The organism is Streptomyces spiralis (genome assembly GCF_014654675.1).
In the GTDB taxonomy this organism is placed as follows: domain Bacteria; phylum Actinomycetota; class Actinomycetes; order Streptomycetales; family Streptomycetaceae; genus Streptomyces; species Streptomyces spiralis.
Window position 1 is genome coordinate 177398 of sequence record NZ_BNBC01000008.1, and the last position, 16923, is coordinate 194320.

Sequence of the window (16923 nt, forward strand, 5' to 3'; positions counted from 1 at the left end):
ACTAACGCAACGATCAGTGCGATAATTTCCCCATGGCTGACTCGTCGACCCAAGTACGTCCCGGCGGCCGCTCCGCGAAGGTGCGGGCGGCCGTCCACCACGCCGTCGCGGAACTCCTCGCCGAGGAGGAAGCGGAGACTTTGACCCTGCCCGCCGTGGCCGCGCGCGCCGGCGTGCACCCCACCACCCTGTACCGGCGCTGGGGGTCCACCGCCCAGCTACTCAACGACGTCGCCACCAGCCGCTTCACCGACGACCTGGTCGTCCCCGACTCCGGCTCCCTCGCCGGCGACCTCCAGCGCTGGCTCGCCGACGTGGCCACCGACGTCGCCGACCCGGACACGCTCGCCCTCATGCGGGCGACCATCGGCTCCGGCCCGGCGGGCGGCTGCGCCTGCGTCGAGGACCGCCACCGCCAGCTCGGCGCGATCATCCGGCGCGAACAGGACCGCGGGGGGACGGCACTCGACGTGGAGACCGCGGCGGACTTCCTCCTCGGCCCGCTCTACTACCGCGCCATTTTCACCCCCGAGCCCGCCTCCGCCGACTGGGCCCGCACGCTGGTGTCCACCTATCTGGCGACGCTCCGGACGCCCTGAGCCGCACACGGATCGCGAGGGCGCGGCGTGGCACACACATGCGTCTCGCCCTAGGGAGTGTCTTTCCGATCATCCGATCGTTGGGTTGCGGCCCCGACGAACTCGCCCAGGCGGACAGCCAGGAGCAGGCGCGGGCAGAGCGCGCTACGGGCCGTGGGGGCCGGGTCGTCGCTGCCCCTCGACTGCAGCGGGCGGGCCGATCGGGCCTCTTGAACGGCAGGAGTCCCCGGGAGGGGCCGGTTCGCAGGTCATTCACTCGTTCAAGTGAATAGGCCGAACGTATGACCGTGGGGCCTTCTTTGCTGGGTAACGTGCGGGCTCGACCGGCCCGGCAGGGCCGGTTCGGAGCGCGGTCAGAAGGGTGCGGGGATGACGGACGGTCCTTCGAACCAGGGCGGCGGGCTGTCGCGGCGCAGGCTGCTCGCGTCGTCGGCCGCCGCGGGCGGCGCGGTCTGGTTGCTGCGCGGGCTGGTCCGGCCGGGCAGCGCCTACGCGGCCTCGGCACCGCCGCCGGGCTTCCCGGCCGGGATCGACGTCTATCAGCGCACGTACGAGAACTGGGCCGGTGAGATTCGTACCGACCAGCTGTGGACGTGCGCGCCGCGCAGCCCTCAGGAGGTGCTCGACGTCGTCAACTGGGCCTACGGCGCCGGCTGGACCGTACGCGCGCAAGGGCAGCGGCATGGCTGGGCCCCCCTCACGGTGGCCGACGGCACACCCGCCGCGGCCCGGGTCGTCCTGCTGGACACGACCGCACACCTCACCGCGATGTCGCTGGAGCAGCAGGCCGCCGACGGGTCGGCCCGGGTCCGGGTCCAGGCCGGCGCCTCGCTGGAGACGCTGCTCGCGTTCGCCGGCGAGGGTGGATACGGGGTCGCCTCCGCGCCGGCACCCGGCGATCTGTCGGTCGGTGGCGCGCTTGCCATCGGCGCGCATGGCACGGCCGTCCCCGCCGTCGGCGAGAGCCCGTCGTCCGGCCACGGCTACGGCTCGCTGAGCAACCTGGTCACCGAGCTGACCGTGGTCGTCTGGGACGACGCCACCGGCCGCTACGTCCTGCGGACCGTCGGCCGAGCCGAGCCCGACTGTGCTGCGCTCCTCACTCACCTCGGCCGCTCGCTCGTCACTGAGGCCGTCGTGCGGGTGGGCACCGACCACCATCTGCGCTGCCAGTCCATTCTGGACATCCCCGCCACCGAGCTGTTCGCCGCCCCCGGTGCTCCGGCCGGCACGCGGACCCTGGCCGGCTTCGTGGACCGCACCGGCCGGGTCGAGGCGATCTGGTTCGCCTTCACCGACTGCCCCTGGCTGAAGGTCTGGAGTGTCGCCCCGAAGCGGCCGCTCACCGCCCGCGCGGTCGACGAACCGTACAACTACCCGTTCTCCGACTCCCTCCCCGAGCCGGTAGCCCGGCTGGCCGGGGACCTGGTCTCCGGGGCGTGGGCGAGTGCGCCGCTCTTCGGGCAGGTCCAGTACCTGCTGGCCAAGGTCGCGTTGACCGGCGACATCACCGACGTCCTGCTCTCGGGGACCCTAGTGCGGGACGTGCTGACCGGCGACGTGCTCACCCACCTGCTGGCAGGCGGTCTGCGCTCTGACCTGTGGGGGGCCTCCCGCAACCTGCTGCAGTACGTGCGGCCCACCACGCTGCGCGAGACCGCCAACGGCTACGCCGTCCTCACCCGCCGCGCCGATCTGCAGTGGGTGGTCAGCCAGTTCACCGGCTTCTATCGCACGCTGCTCACCCAGTACGCGGCGCGCGGCGAGTACCCGGTCAACGGCCAGGTGGAGATCCGGGTGACTGGTCTGGAGGACCCGTTCGTGTGCGGTGTCCCCGGCGCGCGGCCCCCGCTGCTGTCCGCCCTGCGGCCGCGTCCCGACCGGCCGGACGTCGACACCGCCGTGTGGATCGACGTCCTCTCCCTGCCGACGACACCCGCCCTGCACCGCTTCTACCGCGACATCGAGCAATTCCTCCTGGCCCTGGACGGGGACCGGGCGACAGTTCGCGTGGAGTGGTCCAAGGGCTGGGCCTACAGCGACACCGCCGCGTGGTCCGACCCGGACGTCCTCACCCGGGCCATTCCCGCCAGCCAGCGCGCCGGGGGCGGCCCGGGCTGGGACGAGGCGGTCGCGATTCTCGACCGGCTCGACCCCCACCGCGTGTTGTCCAGCCCGTTCCTCGACGCGCTGCTGCGCTGAGCGGGCGGGCAATGCCGGCCTTCCGGCGTGTCGGCGTCGCCTGCATCGTGGTTCTGGATCACTTTCCGTGCCAGTGCCACCGAGGGTCACCACAACCGCGATCATGAACGGCCTCGCGCCGTACGGAGCGCGACGCGCTGGGCACAGTGAGTGATCGCTTGGGGATCGTGACGGCCGCGGGCAACTACCAGAGCCAGCGGTCGAGGAACTCGGCCCAGATGAACCCGTGGTAGCCGTCGAAGGCAGGTGGATCGATCTTCTTGAGTTCGTCAGCGAGTATGCGGAGTTCGGCCAGGGCTTCGTCCTCGCGGTCATCCGGATCGCGGAGGACCTCGGACTCGCTGACGTGCAGGCCGTAGTGGTGCAGGGTCCGCAGCCACAGGTCGATGGATGAGTTGGCGAACCATGCCTCGCCCTGAGGAAGGACGTAGTAAACCGTCCCTGTGCCGGGTTCGACCCCGAACGACCATTGCAGACCCGGCACGAGGTCGCCATGGTGATTCTGGGTGAGGAGGTAGAGCGACCTACCAGTTGACGTCTGGAGTGCTGGAGCCGCCTCCATCTGGAACGATACGTACTCGATCAACTGATCAACGACAGGGATCCCGGCATCGACAAGCAGTGCCTTCTGTTCCCCGGGGATCTGCCGGCCCGACACGACTGCCGGGTCTGCCCTGATTACGTCCCCGGTGCCGGCCCAGGCAGTGAGCTCGTCAAACGTTGTCATGCCTGATCCTTCCGCGGCCGGCTGTGATGCGGACCCTGTCGAGCAGGGCTGACAGACACGGAGCCCATCAGGGACGACACACTCCTCAGTGACCGCCGGGGGCGTATCGGCTCCAGGTTCCGCCGGCCTCGGTGACCAGGCGGGTGGTGGTCTTGCCGTACGCCAGCGAGGAAGGTGCCCCGCACGACGGCGAGCGGCAAGAAACAGTCGGTGTAAGTGTTCGGTGAGAGCTGTGCTCAAAGGCGATTGAGTCGGCCCGCCGTGGCGGTCATGTGCTTGACAGGGGAATCACGTCCGCTGGCCGACCGTCCCTCTCTTCGCGTAAACCCCGTCGGGTATCGGGGCGAGCCGTCCGTTGACGCCCACTAGATACTGAGTGTAGATACTGGGGTATGACCGTTCCTCTGGCACTCCTTGGACTCCTTGAACGGGAGTCGAGCCACGGCTACGACCTCAAGCGCGACTACGACACCTATTTCGGCCGGGGCAAGCCGCTGCCCGCCGGGCAGGTCTACTCGACCCTGGGGCGCCTTGCCCGTGACGGGAAGGTCGAGGTCGGTGAGACCGGGCCCGGTTCGGGGCCGGACCGCAAGCGCTATGTGATCACCGAGCTCGGGGTCACGCAGGTCGAGAGCTGGCTGACCGAGCCGGTCGCGGGTGAACCACACCTGCAGACAGTGCTGTTCACCAAGGTCGTACTGGCGGTGCTGTTGGAGCGCGACCCCCGCGTGTACCTCGACATCCAGCGTGCCGCCCACATGGAGCGAATGAGGGAGCTGACCGAGCTGCGCCGGACCGGCAGCACGATCGACTCCATCCTGGCCGATCACGGCGTGTTCCACTTGGAGGCCGATCTGCGGTGGATGGACCAGACCGTGGCACGGCTCGCCGCTCTGACAGCGGAGGTGCGCTCATGAGTTCGGACGATGGCTTTCTCGTGCAAGCGCAGGATGCTGTCCTGTCGTTCGGGCAGACACCCGCGCTGCAGGGCGCGAACCTCTCTGCCCGTGCCGGCGAGATCCTCGCGGTCACCGGCCCGAGTGGCTCCGGCAAGTCCACTCTGCTGCACTGCCTGGCCGGGATCCTCGTCCCTGACTCCGGCGAGATCTGGTTCGACGGCCATCGCATCGACACTCAGGGCGAGCCCGAACGCAGCACGCTGCGCCGGGATCACTTCGGCTTTGTTTTCCAGTTCGGTCAGCTCGTCCCCGAGTTGACGGCTGAGGAGAACGTCGCTCTGCCGCTGCTGCTTGCCAAGTCCCGCAGGGCGAGCGCGCTGGCCGAGGCCCGGTCGTGGTTCGGGCGGCTCGGCCTGGACGGCCTCGAGGCGCGCCGATCGGGCGAACTCTCCGGCGGACAGGCACAGCGTGTCGCCCTGGCGCGTGCCCTGGTCTCCCGGCCCAAGGTGCTGTTCGCCGACGAGCCGACCGGGGCGCTCGACTCGCTCACCGGCGAGCACGTGATGGACCTGCTGGTCGCCTCCGCACGGGAGGAGGGCACCACGGTCGTCCTGGTCACCCACGAGCCGCGGGTGGCTGCCTACGCGAACCGCGAAGTCATCGTCCGCGACGGCAAGGTCACGCCGCTCTTCGTCGAACGGCTCACCTCGTGATCCGCCTCGGCCTGCGCCTCACCCTGAGCGGCGGCAGGGAGGCCGGCTCCCGCCTCGCCGTCATCGTGGCCGCCGTCGCCCTCGGCGTTGGATTGCTGCTGAGCATCCTGGCGGCCATCAACGCCACCGCCACCCAGAACAGCCGAAACGCCTGGCTCAACACCGGCTCCGGCAAAAGCGCGACGAGCCAGTCCGCAGCGAAGGCAGACACCGACTCGCTGTGGTGGCTGCTGAGAGCGGACCACTTCGACGGCAAAACCATCGGCCGTGTCGACGTCGCCGCCACCGGCCCGAACTCCCCAATCCCGCCAGGACTCTCACGCCTTCCCAAACCGGGCGAGTTCTACGCCTCACCGGCTCTGGACAAGCTCCTCCACTCAACCCCGGCCGCCGAACTGGCCGACCGCTACCCCGGCCACCAGGTGGGCACGGTCGGCAACGCGGCGCTCCCGGGCCCCGACTCCCTGGTCGTCGTCATCGGCCACCGCCCCGACCAGCTCGCCAAACAGCACGACGCCACTCAGGTCACCACGATCACCACCACGACCCCCAGCAGCTGCAACGGCACGAACTGCACGGTCAGGGCGGGCATCGACAGCAGAGGCATCAAGCTCATCCTCTCCGTCGCGGGCACCGCCCTGATCTTCCCCGTGCTCATCCTCATCGGCACGGCCACCCGGCTTGCAGCCGCCCGCCGCGAGCAGCGCTTCGCCGCGATGCGCCTGGTGGGCGCCACACCGCGGCAGATCTCGATGCTCTCCACCGTCGAATCGACGCTCGCAGCGATCGCCGGCACAGCCGTCGGCTTCGGCCTCTTCTACCTGTTCCGTACGCAGTTGGCCTTGGTCAACCTCACGCGGACGCCCTACTTCGCCGGCGACCTCACGCTCCGGACCAGCGACATCCTGCTCATCTCCGTCGCCGTCCCGGTGGGGGCCGCCGTCGCGGCCCGGATCGCCCTGCGCCGCGTGCAGGTCTCCCCGCTCGGGGTCACCCGGCGCGTCACGCCACGCCCGCCGCGGGTCTACCGGGTGATCCCGCTGGCCGTCGGTATCGCCGAACTCACGTACACCATCGGCCGGGTGCCCAGGAGCACGAACGGCCAGATCTGGGTCTTCGTCCCGGGAATCCTGCTGGTCCTGACCGGACTCGTCATCGCCGGCCCCTGGCTGACCATGGCCGGAGCCCGCCTCCTGGCCCGGCAGACCAGCCGCCCCGCGCTGCTCGTCGCGGGCCGACGGCTCGCGGACGACCCGAAGGCCGGCTTCCGCACGGTCAGCGGGCTGGTCCTCGCCCTGTGCGTCACCAGCGCCGCCGTCGGGGTCATCGGCTCGCTGAACGCCGAGCGCAGCATCCCGCAGGCCAGCCGGGCGGTCGCCGGCGCCTTGGACGCCAACTACGCCCACGGCTTCGACCGCGCCACCGGGCGTCAGATCGGCAGTGTGCCGCCACTCTCGAAGGCTGCCGTCGGCGACCTGAACTCCGTACCGGGCGTCAAAGGCGTCCTGATGATCCACACGAATCCGCTCGGCACCACGGACCCGACCATTCACGGCCCAAAGGGCGTCGGAACCCCTCCGGTCGCAGGCCTGGCCTCATGCACGGAGCTCGCAAGGATGCCGGCCAACAGCGGATGCCCCGCCGGAGCCCAAACGGTGTCGGTCGCCCAGAACTACGGCAGCTTCGGAACGTACCACTGGATGCGCTGGCCCACGGCATGGCCCGCCGCCGACATCTCCGCCCAGCGCCTCGCCCGCCTCCCGGTCCAGGAGATCGTCGTGGCCACCAACGGGTCGACGTCGGCGATCGAACGTGCGCGCACCATCCTCGCGAACACGTATCCCGACCAGGACGTCCCCTGGACCGTCCGCGAGGACCATGCCCAAAGTGGCGCACAGCTCGCCGGATACCAGCAACTGGCCAATGTGGTCATCCTGGTCAGCTTCCCCATCGCCGGCTGCAGCCTGGCGGTGAGCGTGGCTGCGGGCCTGAACGACCGCAAGCGCCCCTTTAGCCTGCTGCGGCTGACCGGCACCCAGCTCGGGGTGCTGCGCCGGGTAGTCCTCCTGGAGAGCGCGGTCCCGCTCCTGTCGGTCGCCGTAGTGGCGATCGGGATGGGCTTCCTGGCTGCCCAGCTGTTCGTACAGGCACAGTTCAGGTACTCGATCCAGCCACCGGGGATCCAGTACTACGCGATCGTGCTCGCCGGGCTTGTCGCCTCGCTGGCGGTGATCGCGTCCACGATGCCGCTGCTCAGACGCATCACGGGACCCGAAACGGCACGCAACGAGTAGCCGCTACGAGGATGGCCTGGACCGGCTGACCACAGCCGGTCCAGGCCATCCTGGTTCAGGACCGCTGGATCACGAGTTCGTACTCGAGCAGCGCGACTCGGCCGCCGCCCATCAGCTCCGGTACGCACTTGCAGATCGCGTTCTCGCTGACATCTCGGTGTCCACGACCTCGTCATCACCCCGGCCGCCACCGCTCGCCGCACCGGGCTCCGCCGCTGGTCCGCCCGTGAGAGACGCCGGCTCGTACAGGGCGCTGCGGGTCGGCGAGGAGGCTGGCGATCGGATGGCGGTGTGCTCGCCAAGCCGCCCGAGGTGCGGCCGCGCCACGATCTGGGCCCACTTTGCCAGGCGGTCGAAGAGCTGCTTGGCGTTTTGGGTAGCTCATCGCCCGTCCCAGCGGCGCACGGAACAGATTCACGAACACCATGGCGAGGGGGGACGACGTGGCCTCCCAAAGGACGACGACCCGTTCGGCCCGGCCTCGGTGTTTCATGACAGCGAAACACCCCGGCCACTCCGGCTGGTTGTGCAGGACTGCCCGAACCCGAAAGCCAGTGGCGGGCTGCTTGCCACCTGGCTCGCCGCTCGCAACGGCGCCCCAGCCAGGCCGCGACGGGGGTTGAGGAACATCGGAACGAAAACCGGCGCTAAGCCTCCGCGCACCTGAGAGCGCTTTGACCTGGACTTCTACCCGGGCCCGCGCCGGCGCTTGGCCGGACGGTCAGACAGCGCGCAGTCGAGGGGGGTCAGGCTGTTCCGGCTCGACCTCCGCAACGACCCGGAGGGGACCGGGGGCCTCGGCGTCGGTAGTCTCCTCCGCCCGGCGGCGCAACTTCGACTTAAGGCTGATCAGCCCGCTCTTGACGTGCGGCGCGGCCTTCATCGCAGCGGCCCCCAGCGCGACGCCCGTGCCGAGGATCACCAGGGCCGTCTTGGTGCCGTCGAACAGCACGGCGTGCGTGTTGAGCGCGTTGTTGTCATCCCACGCCAGCGGGCTCTCTCCGCCCGGGGTGCTCGACTTCGAGAAGTGTGTGTCGGAGGGACGCTTCGTCAGCATTGCTGAACCAGCGGGGAGAGGGAGGCTTGAGTCTCCCGTAGGGGGAGGCGAGAGAGTGAGGGCATGGACGGCGACACGCTCTTCACGATCGGTGACCTGGCCCGGCGGACCGGGCTGACGGTCAAGACCATCCGGTTCTACTCCGACACCGGGATCGTGCCGCCGACAGACCGCAGCCCGGCTGGCTACCGGCTCTACGACGTCGGCGCGCTCACACGTCTGGATCTGGTACGTACCCTGCGTGACCTGGGGCTCGACCTTGGCATCATCCGGCAGCTGCTGGATCGGGAGGTCTCGGTTCCCGAGGTTGCTGCCGCACACGCCGATGCCCTGGAGGTGCAGATCCGCACGCTGCGACTGCGGCGCGCTGTGCTGCGCGCGGTGGCCAAACGTGGCTCCAGCCCCGAGGAGATGGATCTCATGCACAAGCTCGCCAAGCTTTCCGACAACGAACGCCGACGCCTGATCACCGACTTCATCGACGACACGTTCGGTGGGCTCGATGCCAACGCCGACTTCGTCAACATGATGCGCTCGGCCATGCCAGAGCTGCCGGACGATCCCGAACCCGAGCAGGTCGACGCCTGGGTGGAACTTGCCGAGCTCACCCAGGATCCCGACTTCCGCGCGGCCGTGCGCCGCATGGCGCAGTACCAGGCGGCCGAGCGCGCCCAGAGCGACCACACCGGCTTGCACCACGACCTCACCGAGACCGTCCGGGACAGCGTCGGCCGCGCGATCGATGCAGGCATCGCCCCAGCCTCGGCCGAGGCCGCACCCGTCATCGACGCTCTCACCGCCCGCTATGCGCAGACCTTCAGCCGCGCTGACGACGCCGACCTGCGCCGCTGGCTGCTGACACGCCTGGAGGTCGCCGGTGACCCCCGCGCGGAACGCTACTGGCATCTGCTCGCCGTCATCAACGGATGGCCCGTCCCGCCCAGCCTGGCTCCGGTGTTCACGTGGTTCACGCAAGCCTTGCGCGCCGGCACCGGGCAGCCATCCCGCGTGGAGTAGTCCCGCGCCTGGCGGCCGGCCCGCTCCTCGCGGCTTCGATCAGGCCGCGCGGATCTCGGGGCGTTCGACAAGGCGGCCGCCCTCGAAGCGGGCTCCGGCGCGGACGAGGGCGACGAAGTGGGGCGCGTTCACGGCCTTTTTTGACCGCCTTGGGGAGCTTCGCACCGTAGAGCTTCTCGAATGTCTTGATCGGTCGTGCCGCGTGGTCACGGTCCTCGGCGTAGTAGATGTCCTGGACGGCCTTTTTCGTGCCGGGCTGCGCGGACTTCGGCATGGAGTCGAGGACGTCGGCTGTCTTGTGAACCCAGCACCTCTGCTCATGGGTGTCAGGGAACACCTCCGCGAGGGCCTTCCAGAAGCCCAGGGCAGAGCCAAGCGAGGTTCTTCCGCTGCTCTACCTGCACGGACTGTCCAGCGGTGACTTCGTGCCGGCCATGGAGCAGTTCCTCGGTTCCTCGGCGGGCCTGTCGTCTGCGACGGTGACCCGGCTGACGAAGCAGTGGCAGGACGATCACGCCGTCTTCCAGCAGCGTGACCTGTCGGGCAGCGACTACGTCTACGCGTGGGCCGACGGCGTCCACCCCACGGTCCGGCTGGGCCGGGCCCACTCCTGCGTCCTGGTCCTCATGGGCGTGCGCGTCGACGGGACCAAGGAGCTGATTGCTCTCGCGGAAGGGCTGCGGGAGTCGGCCGAGTCCTGGGCCGATCTGCTGCGCGACTGCCGGCGGCGCGGCATGCAGATGCGTAGCTCGTCGTCGGGGACGGCGCGATGGGCCTGTGGGGGGCTTGCGGAGGTGTTTCCCCAGGCCACCCACGGTGTGTCTGGTCAAGTCGGCCTGGCGTCGGCATCGCGCGGTCGACGACCAGCCATCGGGACTGGCGAATGTGCGGGGCCCGGTCCTTCTCGGCCATCGGACAGCGGGCGCGAAACGCTCCGCAGGACACCCTGGCCCGGCTCGGCGCCCCGGACCGTGTCCGTCGTCACCGTTCGCACCGCCCCGAGCACCGCGACGAGCGGATGCACGCGTGGGGCTTCCACTCCCCAGGGCCTCCGGTCAGGAGTACACGGTCTTCCCCAGCGAATACGCGACCTCGCCGCCCTTCACGACGTACGCGCGCAGGGTCAGCGGGGTGTCTTCGGCGATGTCACCCGATGTGCAGTCGGTGTACGGAGAGTTGTGCCCGGCGGTCGTGGCTTGCCGGAAGGTGCCGTTCAGATGGGCCTCGATCCCGTAACCGTCGGCCAGATAGTCCGACGCACAAACGGTGTCTCCGGTTCCGGGACCGTAGACACCGTGGGGGTCCGCGTACCAATCCACCGACCCTGCGTACACGCCGTCGTTGTAGACGTTGATCGTGTAGTCGCCGTTGGAGTAAGGATAGTAACTGAAGGTGAAAGAGGGAGCGGCGGAAGCGGGTCCGGCGTTCGTCAGCGTCATGCCGGCTGCGAGAGCGAGTGTTCCGGCGAGTGCGCCGAGCCTTGCTGTTGTGCGAGCCATTTCGAGTGGTCCCCTCCGAGATGCCCTGCGTGAGAGGCACAGTCTGCGGCCCTGTCGTGATCTTGTCAACGACGTTCAGAGCTGCCATACAGGCTGCTCAGAGGCTCGTACTGCGGCGGGAGTTGGGGTTGGGGGCAGGGTGGCTTCCAAGTGCCCGACTGTTCACGCGTCCGTGCTGGTCAGCGGAGTCCCAGGAGAGCCCAGGGCTGATTCGAAGTCGTGGTGATCACGAGAGTGTGCGGGTCGCAGGGGTGTGACGATCCGGGGGGAGGCCGTCACGAACGCAACGAAGCTCCGGTTGACGGGGTGACCTTGCCAAGTCGCCCTGCCTTCCGGAGCTTCGATGTGCCGCCAGTCTGCCACTGTCTGTCTGACCAAGTCGCCCACCGCCGCCCAGCGCGCCGCGCACGGCATCGCCGAGCGGCTGGGGGTTATTCGCGATCCGCGGGATCGGCGCGGACGGCGCCACGCGCTGGTGGCAGTCCTGCTCACCGCCTGCTGCGCGGTGCCGGCCGGAGCCTGCTCCTATCTGGCCATCGGCCAGTGGGCACGCCATGCGCCGCAGGACACCCTGGCCCGCCTCGGCGTACGTGCCGCGGGCCCGCTGGGCGTGCGCCGCGCACCATCCGGCTCCACGATCCGCCGCATCCTGACCCTGGTGTGTCCCGGCGGGCTCGCCGACCTGCTCGGATGCGACCCCGCCGGCGCCCGGACCCTGGCCGTTGACGGCAAGTGCGCCCGCGGCTCGCGCACCGATGCCGCCCCGGCCGCCCACCTGCTCTCCGCCGTTCTCACCGGCGGACGCACCGTCAGTCAGCTGCGGGTGCCGGACAAGACCACCGAGGTCACCCGTTTCACCCGCCTGTTGGCGCCGTTCGACCTGGCTGGCGTCGTGGTGACCGCCGACGCCCTGCACACCCACCGCGACCACGCCAGGTGGCTGGTGGAAGAGAAGAAAGCGCACTACGTGCTCGTGGTCGAGCGGAACCGGCCGACGCTGCACGATGCGCTGCGCTCCTTGCCGTGAAAACAGGTGACCGCGCGGCGCTACGAGCGCGAGAGCGGACACGGGCGGCGCGAGACCCGCTCGGTGCGCACCCTCACCGTCACCGACCTCGGACTGAACTTCCCGCACGTGGCACAGGCCGCGAAGATCCACCGGCACCGCACCGACCTCAAGACCGGCAAGATCACCCACGAGACCGTCTACACCATCACCGATCTCCCGGCACGCGCGGCATCGCCGCAAATCATCGGCCAACTCGCCCGCTCGCAGTGGGGTATCGAGGCTGTGCACCACGTCGGAGACACCACCTTCAGCGAGGACGCCTCGAAGATCCGAACCGGGCACGGTCCGGAGAGCATGGCCACGCTGCGCAGCTTCGCGATCAGCACCCTGCGCACCGCCGGGCATCGCGGCATCGCCTCCAGCCTGCGCGAGGTCTCCTACACGCCCTTCACCCGCCCGCTGAACCTGATCGGCCTGCCCTGACCGGCAACGCCACATGATCATCACGACTTTGAATCAGCCCTGGTGCCCGCTGCCACTGTTGCTCAGGAGACTTCGTAGGTCCCGTCAAGCCGTGCTCGCCCGAGGACATTGCCCGCGAGGGCGGTGAGCATCTGGTCGAGGGAGAAACCGTCCGGCAGTCCTGTGGCCCGGGACAGAGCGAAGATCTGGAAGACGTAGGTATGGGGGCCGTGCGACCGGATGGGCATGGGTCCGGCGTAGCCACGGCGCCCGAGCGGGCCCTTGCCGAGCCGGAGGCCGGGCACGGGGCTGGGGTTCGCGAGGGCGTTCTCCGCGATGCCGGTCAGGGTCGGGGCGATGCCGAGCGCGAGCCCGTGCGTGGCCGGCTTACCGAAAGGGACGTCGGGGTCCTGCACGATGAGCGCGAGCTCGACGGTGCCCGCCGGAGGCGGGGTCCAGGCGAGGGCCGGCGAGACGTTCGCGCCGAACACGCGGCCGCGATGCCGGGCCGGGATGGGGGCGCCGTGGCCGAAGGCGGGGCTGGCCAGCGTGAGGTTGTCCGGGGCCTGCAGGTCAGGATGGGCCCAGGCGAGGGTGTGGTGACCGGCGCGCCGGTTGCGCAGTGCGACACCGAGGGGGTTTGCCAGCATGGCTGGGGCAATTCCTTACGGTAATTGATTAGGCATACGAAACAATTCTTTAGGTATACTAAGCAGCTATGGAGAAGCGCGCAACCTGCGACGACCCCACGGCCGAGCGGTCCGCCGCCGAGACCGCGGACCACGACCTCGGCGGACAGGTGCGCGCCGCCGTCTGGAGCCTGTTCCGCCGCTTCCGTAGCGAGCGGCCCGACGGGGAACTGGGCGACGTCGCCCTGGACGTACTTGTCCATCTGCACAAGCGCGGACCGCAGACACTGACTGCCCTGAGCGAGCGCGGCGGGGTCTCGCCCGCCTCGATGAGCCAGACGGTGAACCGCCTGACCTCGGCCGGTTACGCCGTGCGCTCCCGCGACCCGGACGACCGCCGCAAGGTGCTCTTCAGCGCCACCGAGGAGGGCGACCGGCTCGGCGGCGCCACGCAGGCGCGCCGGAACGCCTGGCTCGAAGCGCGACTGGACGCCCTCGACGTCGAGGACCGTGCCGTGATCGCCCGGGCCGCGGCATTGTTCGCCGCCATCGCCGACTCCTGAACGCCTCTCCCAGCAGTACCGATCCACAGGTCTTGACAATTGCTCCAGCGATTTTCGGTCAACTCTGTGCAGCACTGTGTCCATCCGGCTCCTGCGAGCCCTCGCGCTGCCGCCACCGTCCGCGACCGCGAGCACGATCCTGCACCGGACCGCCTGGCGACGCCGTCACCAAGCCGTCGCGGCCGCCTGCCACCAGCAACGACACCACCGTCACGACCAACCGTGATCAAGAACTACAGCTGCCGTGACTGAGCCTCCTCCGCAATGTCCTGGGGGCTTCAGAATCCGATGGCCTCGCGGAGCAGCAGGACGGTGCCGCGCCCGGGTTCGGTTTCGGCGTTGAGGATGAGCACGCGGTTGAGGGCGCTGGGCTTCCCGTATGCCTTCTTGGCGCGCTTGTTTTCCAGCGGCAGGCAGTGCTCCTCGACGCGGCGCAGCGCGGAGGGCAGGTCGGGAACGATCTTCTGCGCGCCGACGACCCAGATCGCGCGGGCTGCGGCGCCGACGTAGCCGGGCAGTTGGCTTCCGCTGGCGGAGCCGGCCACCAGGGACCCGGTTTCGGTGACCGCAGCGACGCTGCCCACGATGAAGTCGGGGACCGACAGCGCCCGCCAAATGTCATTGCGTTGGGTGGCCCGATCCATGCGTACCCCGCGTGCTTTGACGGAGTCGTACCGCCCGCTGGTGTTGATGTCGTCGTCGATTCCGGACAGGCGTAGCGTTTCGCTGGCCCCGGTGAACACAGCGGCGCCCTCGGGGATCAACTCTTGGATGCGGGCTCGCGCGGCGGGACATCATCGAGGATCTCGACGACGAAGCCGTGTTCGGTCAGCGCGGCGGCCGCCCGCTCCAGGCGCTGCACGGGCGCAGGTTCGGTGAACGGGGGCGTCGGGATCGGGGTGGTCATGATGTCTCCTGTGCGCTGGATGGCGTGCTGGGGTCTTCATCGGTAAGAAGGGACGAAACGGCAGACGCCGTTGTGAAACTGCCGGTGGGTCGATGCACACCTCGTGGCGGCGCTCGCCAACGACTGGTGAGGGCGCCGACGGGTCAGCTGATCTCGAGGTTGGCCATCATCCCCATGTCTTCGTGTTCCGCGTTGTGGCAGTGGAAGAGGTAGCGGCCGCGGTAGCCGTCGAAGCGGGTGATGATCTCCGCCGATTCGCCGGGCCGCAGCGAGATGGTGTCCTTCAGGCCCGCGTCGTGCGCGAGCGGTTGCCTGCCACCGCGGGAGAGCACCTGGAAGCCGACCAGATGCAGGTGGACGGGGTGGTGGACGTCGGCGATCAGCCGCCATACCTCGATGTCGCCCAGGCGGACGGTCACGTCGGTGCGGGCCGGGTCGAACGGCCGTCCGCCGACCAGCCAGCCGTGGCGGCCGTGCATGTGCCCTGCGCGGAAGGCGAACTCGCGTACCCGGACCGCATCCGACCGGCGCAAGGACGGCAGGTCGCGTGCGAGGACGGGCGGGATGTGGCTGCCGTCGGCGGCTTTGCGGACGACGCGGAAGGCCATCACGTCGCGGGTGCGGCCGGAGCCGAGCCGGTTGCGCAGGCGCACGAGGCCGCCGACGGGGACCTGCGCGAAGTCGACGATCAGGTCGTAGCGTTCGGCTGGGGCGATCGGCAGGGTCCTGTGGGTGACCGGCGCCGCCAGCAGGCCCTGGTCGGCGCCGATCTGGACGAGGTCGAGTCGCCGTCCGTCGTCGGTGACGGCTTCCAGCTCATAGTGCCTGGCATTGGAGGCGTTGAGGATGCGCAGCCGGTAGCGGGCGGCGTCGACCTCGTGCAGTGGCCAGGGGGCACCGTTGACCAGGATGACGTCGCCGAGGACTCCGGCGAGGAAGGACTCACGGACTCCCGGCCGGTCTCGCAGGGTGGGGTCGCGGGCGGGGTATTGAAGGTTGCCGGAACCGTCGAACGCGCGGTCGGCGATCATCAGCGGCAGCTCACGCGGACCGGCGGGCAGGCCGAGCGTCTCTTCCGCGTGGTCACGCACGAAATGCAGCCCTGCCAGTCCCCGCCAGATGGCGGGTGCGGTGAAGTCCATCCGGTGGTCGTGGTACCACAGCATCGTCGGCCGCTGCTCCGTCGGGAACGTGTAGTCCCGGGTCAGCCTGGTCACCACCGCTCGCGGGTCGCGCATCCCGGCCATGCCGGTCATGCTCGGGTCGGCCATGGAGTCCATGCCGTTCATCCCTGGCATGCCAGGCATCCGATGTGTGGCCGACGTGCCTCCGGTCGGGTCCGGCCAGCCATCGGGCAGGACGAGATCGGTCGGATACCCGTCGGAGTTCGGCGTGTTCCGTCCGCCGTGCAGGTGCACGACCGTGGGGACGGGGAGTTCGTTGCGGTGCGTGATGGTGATCGGCCGACCGCGCCGCGCCTCGATCGTCGGCCCGGGGAACGTCCCCCCGTATGTCCACATCGGTGTCCTGACACCGGGCAGGATCTCCACCTTCGTCTCGCTCTGCGTCACCTGATACCGGTTGACGCCGCCGGCCGTACTCACCGGCTTCAGCACCGAGGGAAGCGGCAACGGCGCGCGGTACGCGGGCGGCAGCGGAAGAGCGCTGCGCAACTCGGCGCCGGTGACCGCCGGGCGGCGGGACAGCGCGGCCGCGGTCGACAGCCCGGTGGCCGCTGTCAGCCCGAGTGCGCCGCCGATACCCAGCAGCCGCCGCCTGGGTATTCCAGGGTTCTCACTCACTGTCGTCCTCCTCACCGGTGGTCGGCGTGGCCGGGCCGGTCGATATGGTCGGCCCGATCGGCCGGATCCACACGGCGATGAACTGCACGACGATCCCGACGACGGTCACCACCCCCAGCGGAAGGTGCAGCCACAGCACCCCGTCCATCCCGGCGAAGTACTGCACCGTCTCGGCCGCCACCAAGGCCAGTGTGGACAGGCACGGCCAGGCCAGACGCAGCCGGACCCAGACCACGATCGCCGCTATGAGCTGTAGGTAGCCGAGTGATGTGACGACGTTGGCGCCGACCTGGTGCCAGCGCAGGCCGTCGAAGTCGCCGCTGAGATAGATGCCGGCGAACACGGGTTGCCCGAAGATCGCCACCATGTGCGCGCTGACAATGCCCCGCAGCACCCGCCCGGCAGGGCTCATCCGGTGCGCGGCATCGGCGCGGGCCCGGCCGATGTGCTCGGCTGTGGTCGCCATGAGGCGCCCTCCTGATTCCGTTCTCGATTCGGTCGATGGGACGATCGGGCCCCGGGAGGGGGAGCCGGGGTGCGATCC

17 protein-coding genes and 2 pseudogenes are annotated in these 16923 nt (G+C 69.6%); 10 read left to right on the top strand and 9 right to left on the bottom strand.

What is annotated here, in order from left to right; translation table 11 throughout:
- Nucleotides 1–32 precede the first annotated feature (32 nt).
- Nucleotides 33–599 (top strand): TetR-like C-terminal domain-containing protein, encoded by a 567-nt coding sequence (locus tag IE318_RS11580; RefSeq protein ID WP_030183279.1) that lies wholly within the window; start codon nucleotides 33–35, stop codon nucleotides 597–599.
- 369 nt (nucleotides 600–968) lie between these two features.
- Nucleotides 969–2801, top strand: a complete 1833-nt coding sequence (locus tag IE318_RS11585; RefSeq protein WP_189899328.1) for a cholesterol oxidase substrate-binding domain-containing protein — start codon at nucleotides 969–971, stop codon at nucleotides 2799–2801.
- Nucleotides 2802–2985: 184 nt separating this feature from the next.
- Here IE318_RS11585 and IE318_RS11590 read toward each other — a convergent pair whose 3' ends face one another.
- Nucleotides 2986–3528 carry an SUKH-4 family immunity protein gene (locus tag IE318_RS11590; protein WP_189899330.1) on the bottom strand — a complete coding sequence of 181 codons (543 nt, stop codon included), beginning with the start codon at nucleotides 3526–3528 and terminating at the stop codon, nucleotides 2986–2988.
- 392 nt (nucleotides 3529–3920) lie between these two features.
- On the opposite strand from IE318_RS11590, the gene IE318_RS11595 reads away from it, so the two are divergent.
- From IE318_RS11595 to IE318_RS11605, 3 genes are read left to right on the top strand one after another with little or no spacing between them, the layout of a single operon-like run.
- The gene (locus IE318_RS11595) at nucleotides 3921–4445 is read left to right on the top strand and encodes a PadR family transcriptional regulator (protein ID WP_030183273.1); all 525 of its coding nucleotides are present in this window, start codon (nucleotides 3921–3923) and stop codon (nucleotides 4443–4445) included.
- Nucleotides 4442–5140: an ABC transporter ATP-binding protein gene (locus IE318_RS11600; protein WP_189899332.1), complete on the top strand. Its 699-nt coding sequence runs from the start codon at nucleotides 4442–4444 to the stop codon at nucleotides 5138–5140. Before IE318_RS11595 ends, IE318_RS11600 begins: the two co-directional genes overlap by 4 nt.
- Nucleotides 5137–7434 carry an FtsX-like permease family protein gene (locus IE318_RS11605; RefSeq protein WP_189899334.1) on the top strand — a complete coding sequence of 766 codons (2298 nt, stop codon included), beginning with the start codon at nucleotides 5137–5139 and terminating at the stop codon, nucleotides 7432–7434. Before IE318_RS11600 ends, IE318_RS11605 begins: the two co-directional genes overlap by 4 nt.
- Before the next feature lie 721 nt (nucleotides 7435–8155).
- Here the strand turns inward: IE318_RS11605 and IE318_RS11610 are convergent.
- The gene (locus IE318_RS11610) at nucleotides 8156–8491 is read right to left on the bottom strand and encodes a hypothetical protein (protein WP_189899337.1); all 336 of its coding nucleotides are present in this window, start codon (nucleotides 8489–8491) and stop codon (nucleotides 8156–8158) included.
- A 63-nt stretch (nucleotides 8492–8554) separates the two neighbouring features.
- Between IE318_RS11610 and IE318_RS11615 the strand changes: the two genes are divergently transcribed.
- Complete coding sequence (locus IE318_RS11615; protein WP_189899339.1) at nucleotides 8555–9508, top strand: MerR family transcriptional regulator; 954 nt, start codon at nucleotides 8555–8557, stop codon at nucleotides 9506–9508.
- 136 nt (nucleotides 9509–9644) lie between these two features.
- Here the strand turns inward: IE318_RS11615 and IE318_RS11620 are convergent.
- Nucleotides 9645–9875: pseudogene (locus IE318_RS11620) on the bottom strand (transposase); the annotation flags it as partial.
- Between the two features lie 7 nt (nucleotides 9876–9882).
- Between IE318_RS11620 and IE318_RS11625 the strand changes: the two are divergent.
- A pseudogene (locus IE318_RS11625) lies at nucleotides 9883–10296 on the top strand (transposase); the annotation flags it as partial.
- A gap of 267 nt (nucleotides 10297–10563) precedes the next feature.
- On the opposite strand, the gene IE318_RS11630 reads toward IE318_RS11625, so the two are convergent.
- Complete coding sequence (locus IE318_RS11630; protein ID WP_229903462.1) at nucleotides 10564–10947, bottom strand: hypothetical protein; 384 nt, start codon at nucleotides 10945–10947, stop codon at nucleotides 10564–10566.
- A gap of 403 nt (nucleotides 10948–11350) precedes the next feature.
- Between IE318_RS11630 and IE318_RS11635 the strand changes: the two genes are divergently transcribed.
- Both IE318_RS11635 and IE318_RS11640 read left to right on the top strand, forming a co-directional pair.
- On the top strand, nucleotides 11351–12034 hold the full coding sequence (locus IE318_RS11635) for an ISAs1 family transposase (RefSeq protein ID WP_189899346.1): 684 nt from the start codon (nucleotides 11351–11353) through the stop codon (nucleotides 12032–12034).
- A 6-nt stretch (nucleotides 12035–12040) separates the two neighbouring features.
- Entirely contained in the window at nucleotides 12041–12499 is a 459-nt protein-coding gene (locus IE318_RS11640; RefSeq protein WP_189899348.1) for a hypothetical protein, read from the top strand.
- Nucleotides 12500–12561: 62 nt separating this feature from the next.
- Here the strand turns inward: IE318_RS11640 and IE318_RS11645 are convergent, their stop codons facing one another.
- The gene (locus IE318_RS11645; protein ID WP_189899351.1) at nucleotides 12562–13128 is read right to left on the bottom strand and encodes a YbhB/YbcL family Raf kinase inhibitor-like protein; all 567 of its coding nucleotides are present in this window, start codon (nucleotides 13126–13128) and stop codon (nucleotides 12562–12564) included.
- Between the two features lie 68 nt (nucleotides 13129–13196).
- On the opposite strand from IE318_RS11645, the gene IE318_RS11650 reads away from it, so the two are divergent.
- Entirely contained in the window at nucleotides 13197–13670 is a 474-nt protein-coding gene (locus IE318_RS11650; protein WP_189899353.1) for a MarR family winged helix-turn-helix transcriptional regulator, read from the top strand.
- Between the two features lie 278 nt (nucleotides 13671–13948).
- Here IE318_RS11650 and IE318_RS11655 read toward each other — a convergent pair whose 3' ends face one another.
- The 4 genes from IE318_RS11655 to IE318_RS11665 form a co-directional block, all read right to left on the bottom strand.
- Nucleotides 13949–14434, bottom strand: coding sequence for an LUD domain-containing protein (locus IE318_RS11655; protein WP_229903463.1), 486 nt, complete (start codon nucleotides 14432–14434; stop codon nucleotides 13949–13951).
- Nucleotides 14431–14577: a hypothetical protein gene (locus tag IE318_RS44830; protein ID WP_229903464.1), complete on the bottom strand. Its 147-nt coding sequence runs from the start codon at nucleotides 14575–14577 to the stop codon at nucleotides 14431–14433. Before IE318_RS44830 ends, IE318_RS11655 begins: the two co-directional genes overlap by 4 nt.
- Nucleotides 14578–14720: 143 nt before the next feature.
- Nucleotides 14721–16379 (bottom strand): multicopper oxidase family protein, encoded by a 1659-nt coding sequence (locus tag IE318_RS11660; RefSeq protein WP_229903465.1) that lies wholly within the window; start codon nucleotides 16377–16379, stop codon nucleotides 14721–14723.
- On the bottom strand, nucleotides 16372–16845 hold the full coding sequence (locus IE318_RS11665; protein ID WP_189899355.1) for a hypothetical protein: 474 nt from the start codon (nucleotides 16843–16845) through the stop codon (nucleotides 16372–16374). Before IE318_RS11665 ends, IE318_RS11660 begins: the two co-directional genes overlap by 8 nt.
- Between the last annotated feature and the right edge of the window lie 78 nt (nucleotides 16846–16923).

Excerpts from the sequence above, each read along its gene's own strand:
- IE318_RS11585 (WP_189899328.1), top strand. The coding sequence starts at position 969 with ATGACGGACGGTCCTTCGAACCAGGGCGGCGGGCTGTCGCGGCGCAGG.
- IE318_RS11595 (WP_030183273.1), top strand. The coding sequence starts at position 3,921 with ATGACCGTTCCTCTGGCACTCCTTGGACTCCTTGAACGGGAGTCGAGC.
- IE318_RS11590 (WP_189899330.1), bottom strand. The coding sequence starts at position 3,528 with ATGACAACGTTTGACGAGCTCACTGCCTGGGCCGGCACCGGGGACGTA.
- IE318_RS11610 (WP_189899337.1), bottom strand. The coding sequence starts at position 8,491 with ATGCTGACGAAGCGTCCCTCCGACACACACTTCTCGAAGTCGAGCACC.
- IE318_RS44830 (WP_229903464.1), bottom strand. The coding sequence starts at position 14,577 with ATGACCACCCCGATCCCGACGCCCCCGTTCACCGAACCTGCGCCCGTG.
- IE318_RS11580 (WP_030183279.1), top strand. The coding sequence starts at position 33 with ATGGCTGACTCGTCGACCCAAGTACGTCCCGGCGGCCGCTCCGCGAAG.
- IE318_RS11615 (WP_189899339.1), top strand. The coding sequence starts at position 8,555 with ATGGACGGCGACACGCTCTTCACGATCGGTGACCTGGCCCGGCGGACC.
- IE318_RS11630 (WP_229903462.1), bottom strand. The coding sequence starts at position 10,947 with ATGACGCTGACGAACGCCGGACCCGCTTCCGCCGCTCCCTCTTTCACC.
- IE318_RS11665 (WP_189899355.1), bottom strand. The coding sequence starts at position 16,845 with ATGGCGACCACAGCCGAGCACATCGGCCGGGCCCGCGCCGATGCCGCG.
- IE318_RS11635 (WP_189899346.1), top strand. The coding sequence starts at position 11,351 with ATGTGCCGCCAGTCTGCCACTGTCTGTCTGACCAAGTCGCCCACCGCC.
- IE318_RS11645 (WP_189899351.1), bottom strand. The coding sequence starts at position 13,128 with ATGCTGGCAAACCCCCTCGGTGTCGCACTGCGCAACCGGCGCGCCGGT.
- IE318_RS11650 (WP_189899353.1), top strand. The coding sequence starts at position 13,197 with ATGGAGAAGCGCGCAACCTGCGACGACCCCACGGCCGAGCGGTCCGCC.
- IE318_RS11600 (WP_189899332.1), top strand. The coding sequence starts at position 4,442 with ATGAGTTCGGACGATGGCTTTCTCGTGCAAGCGCAGGATGCTGTCCTG.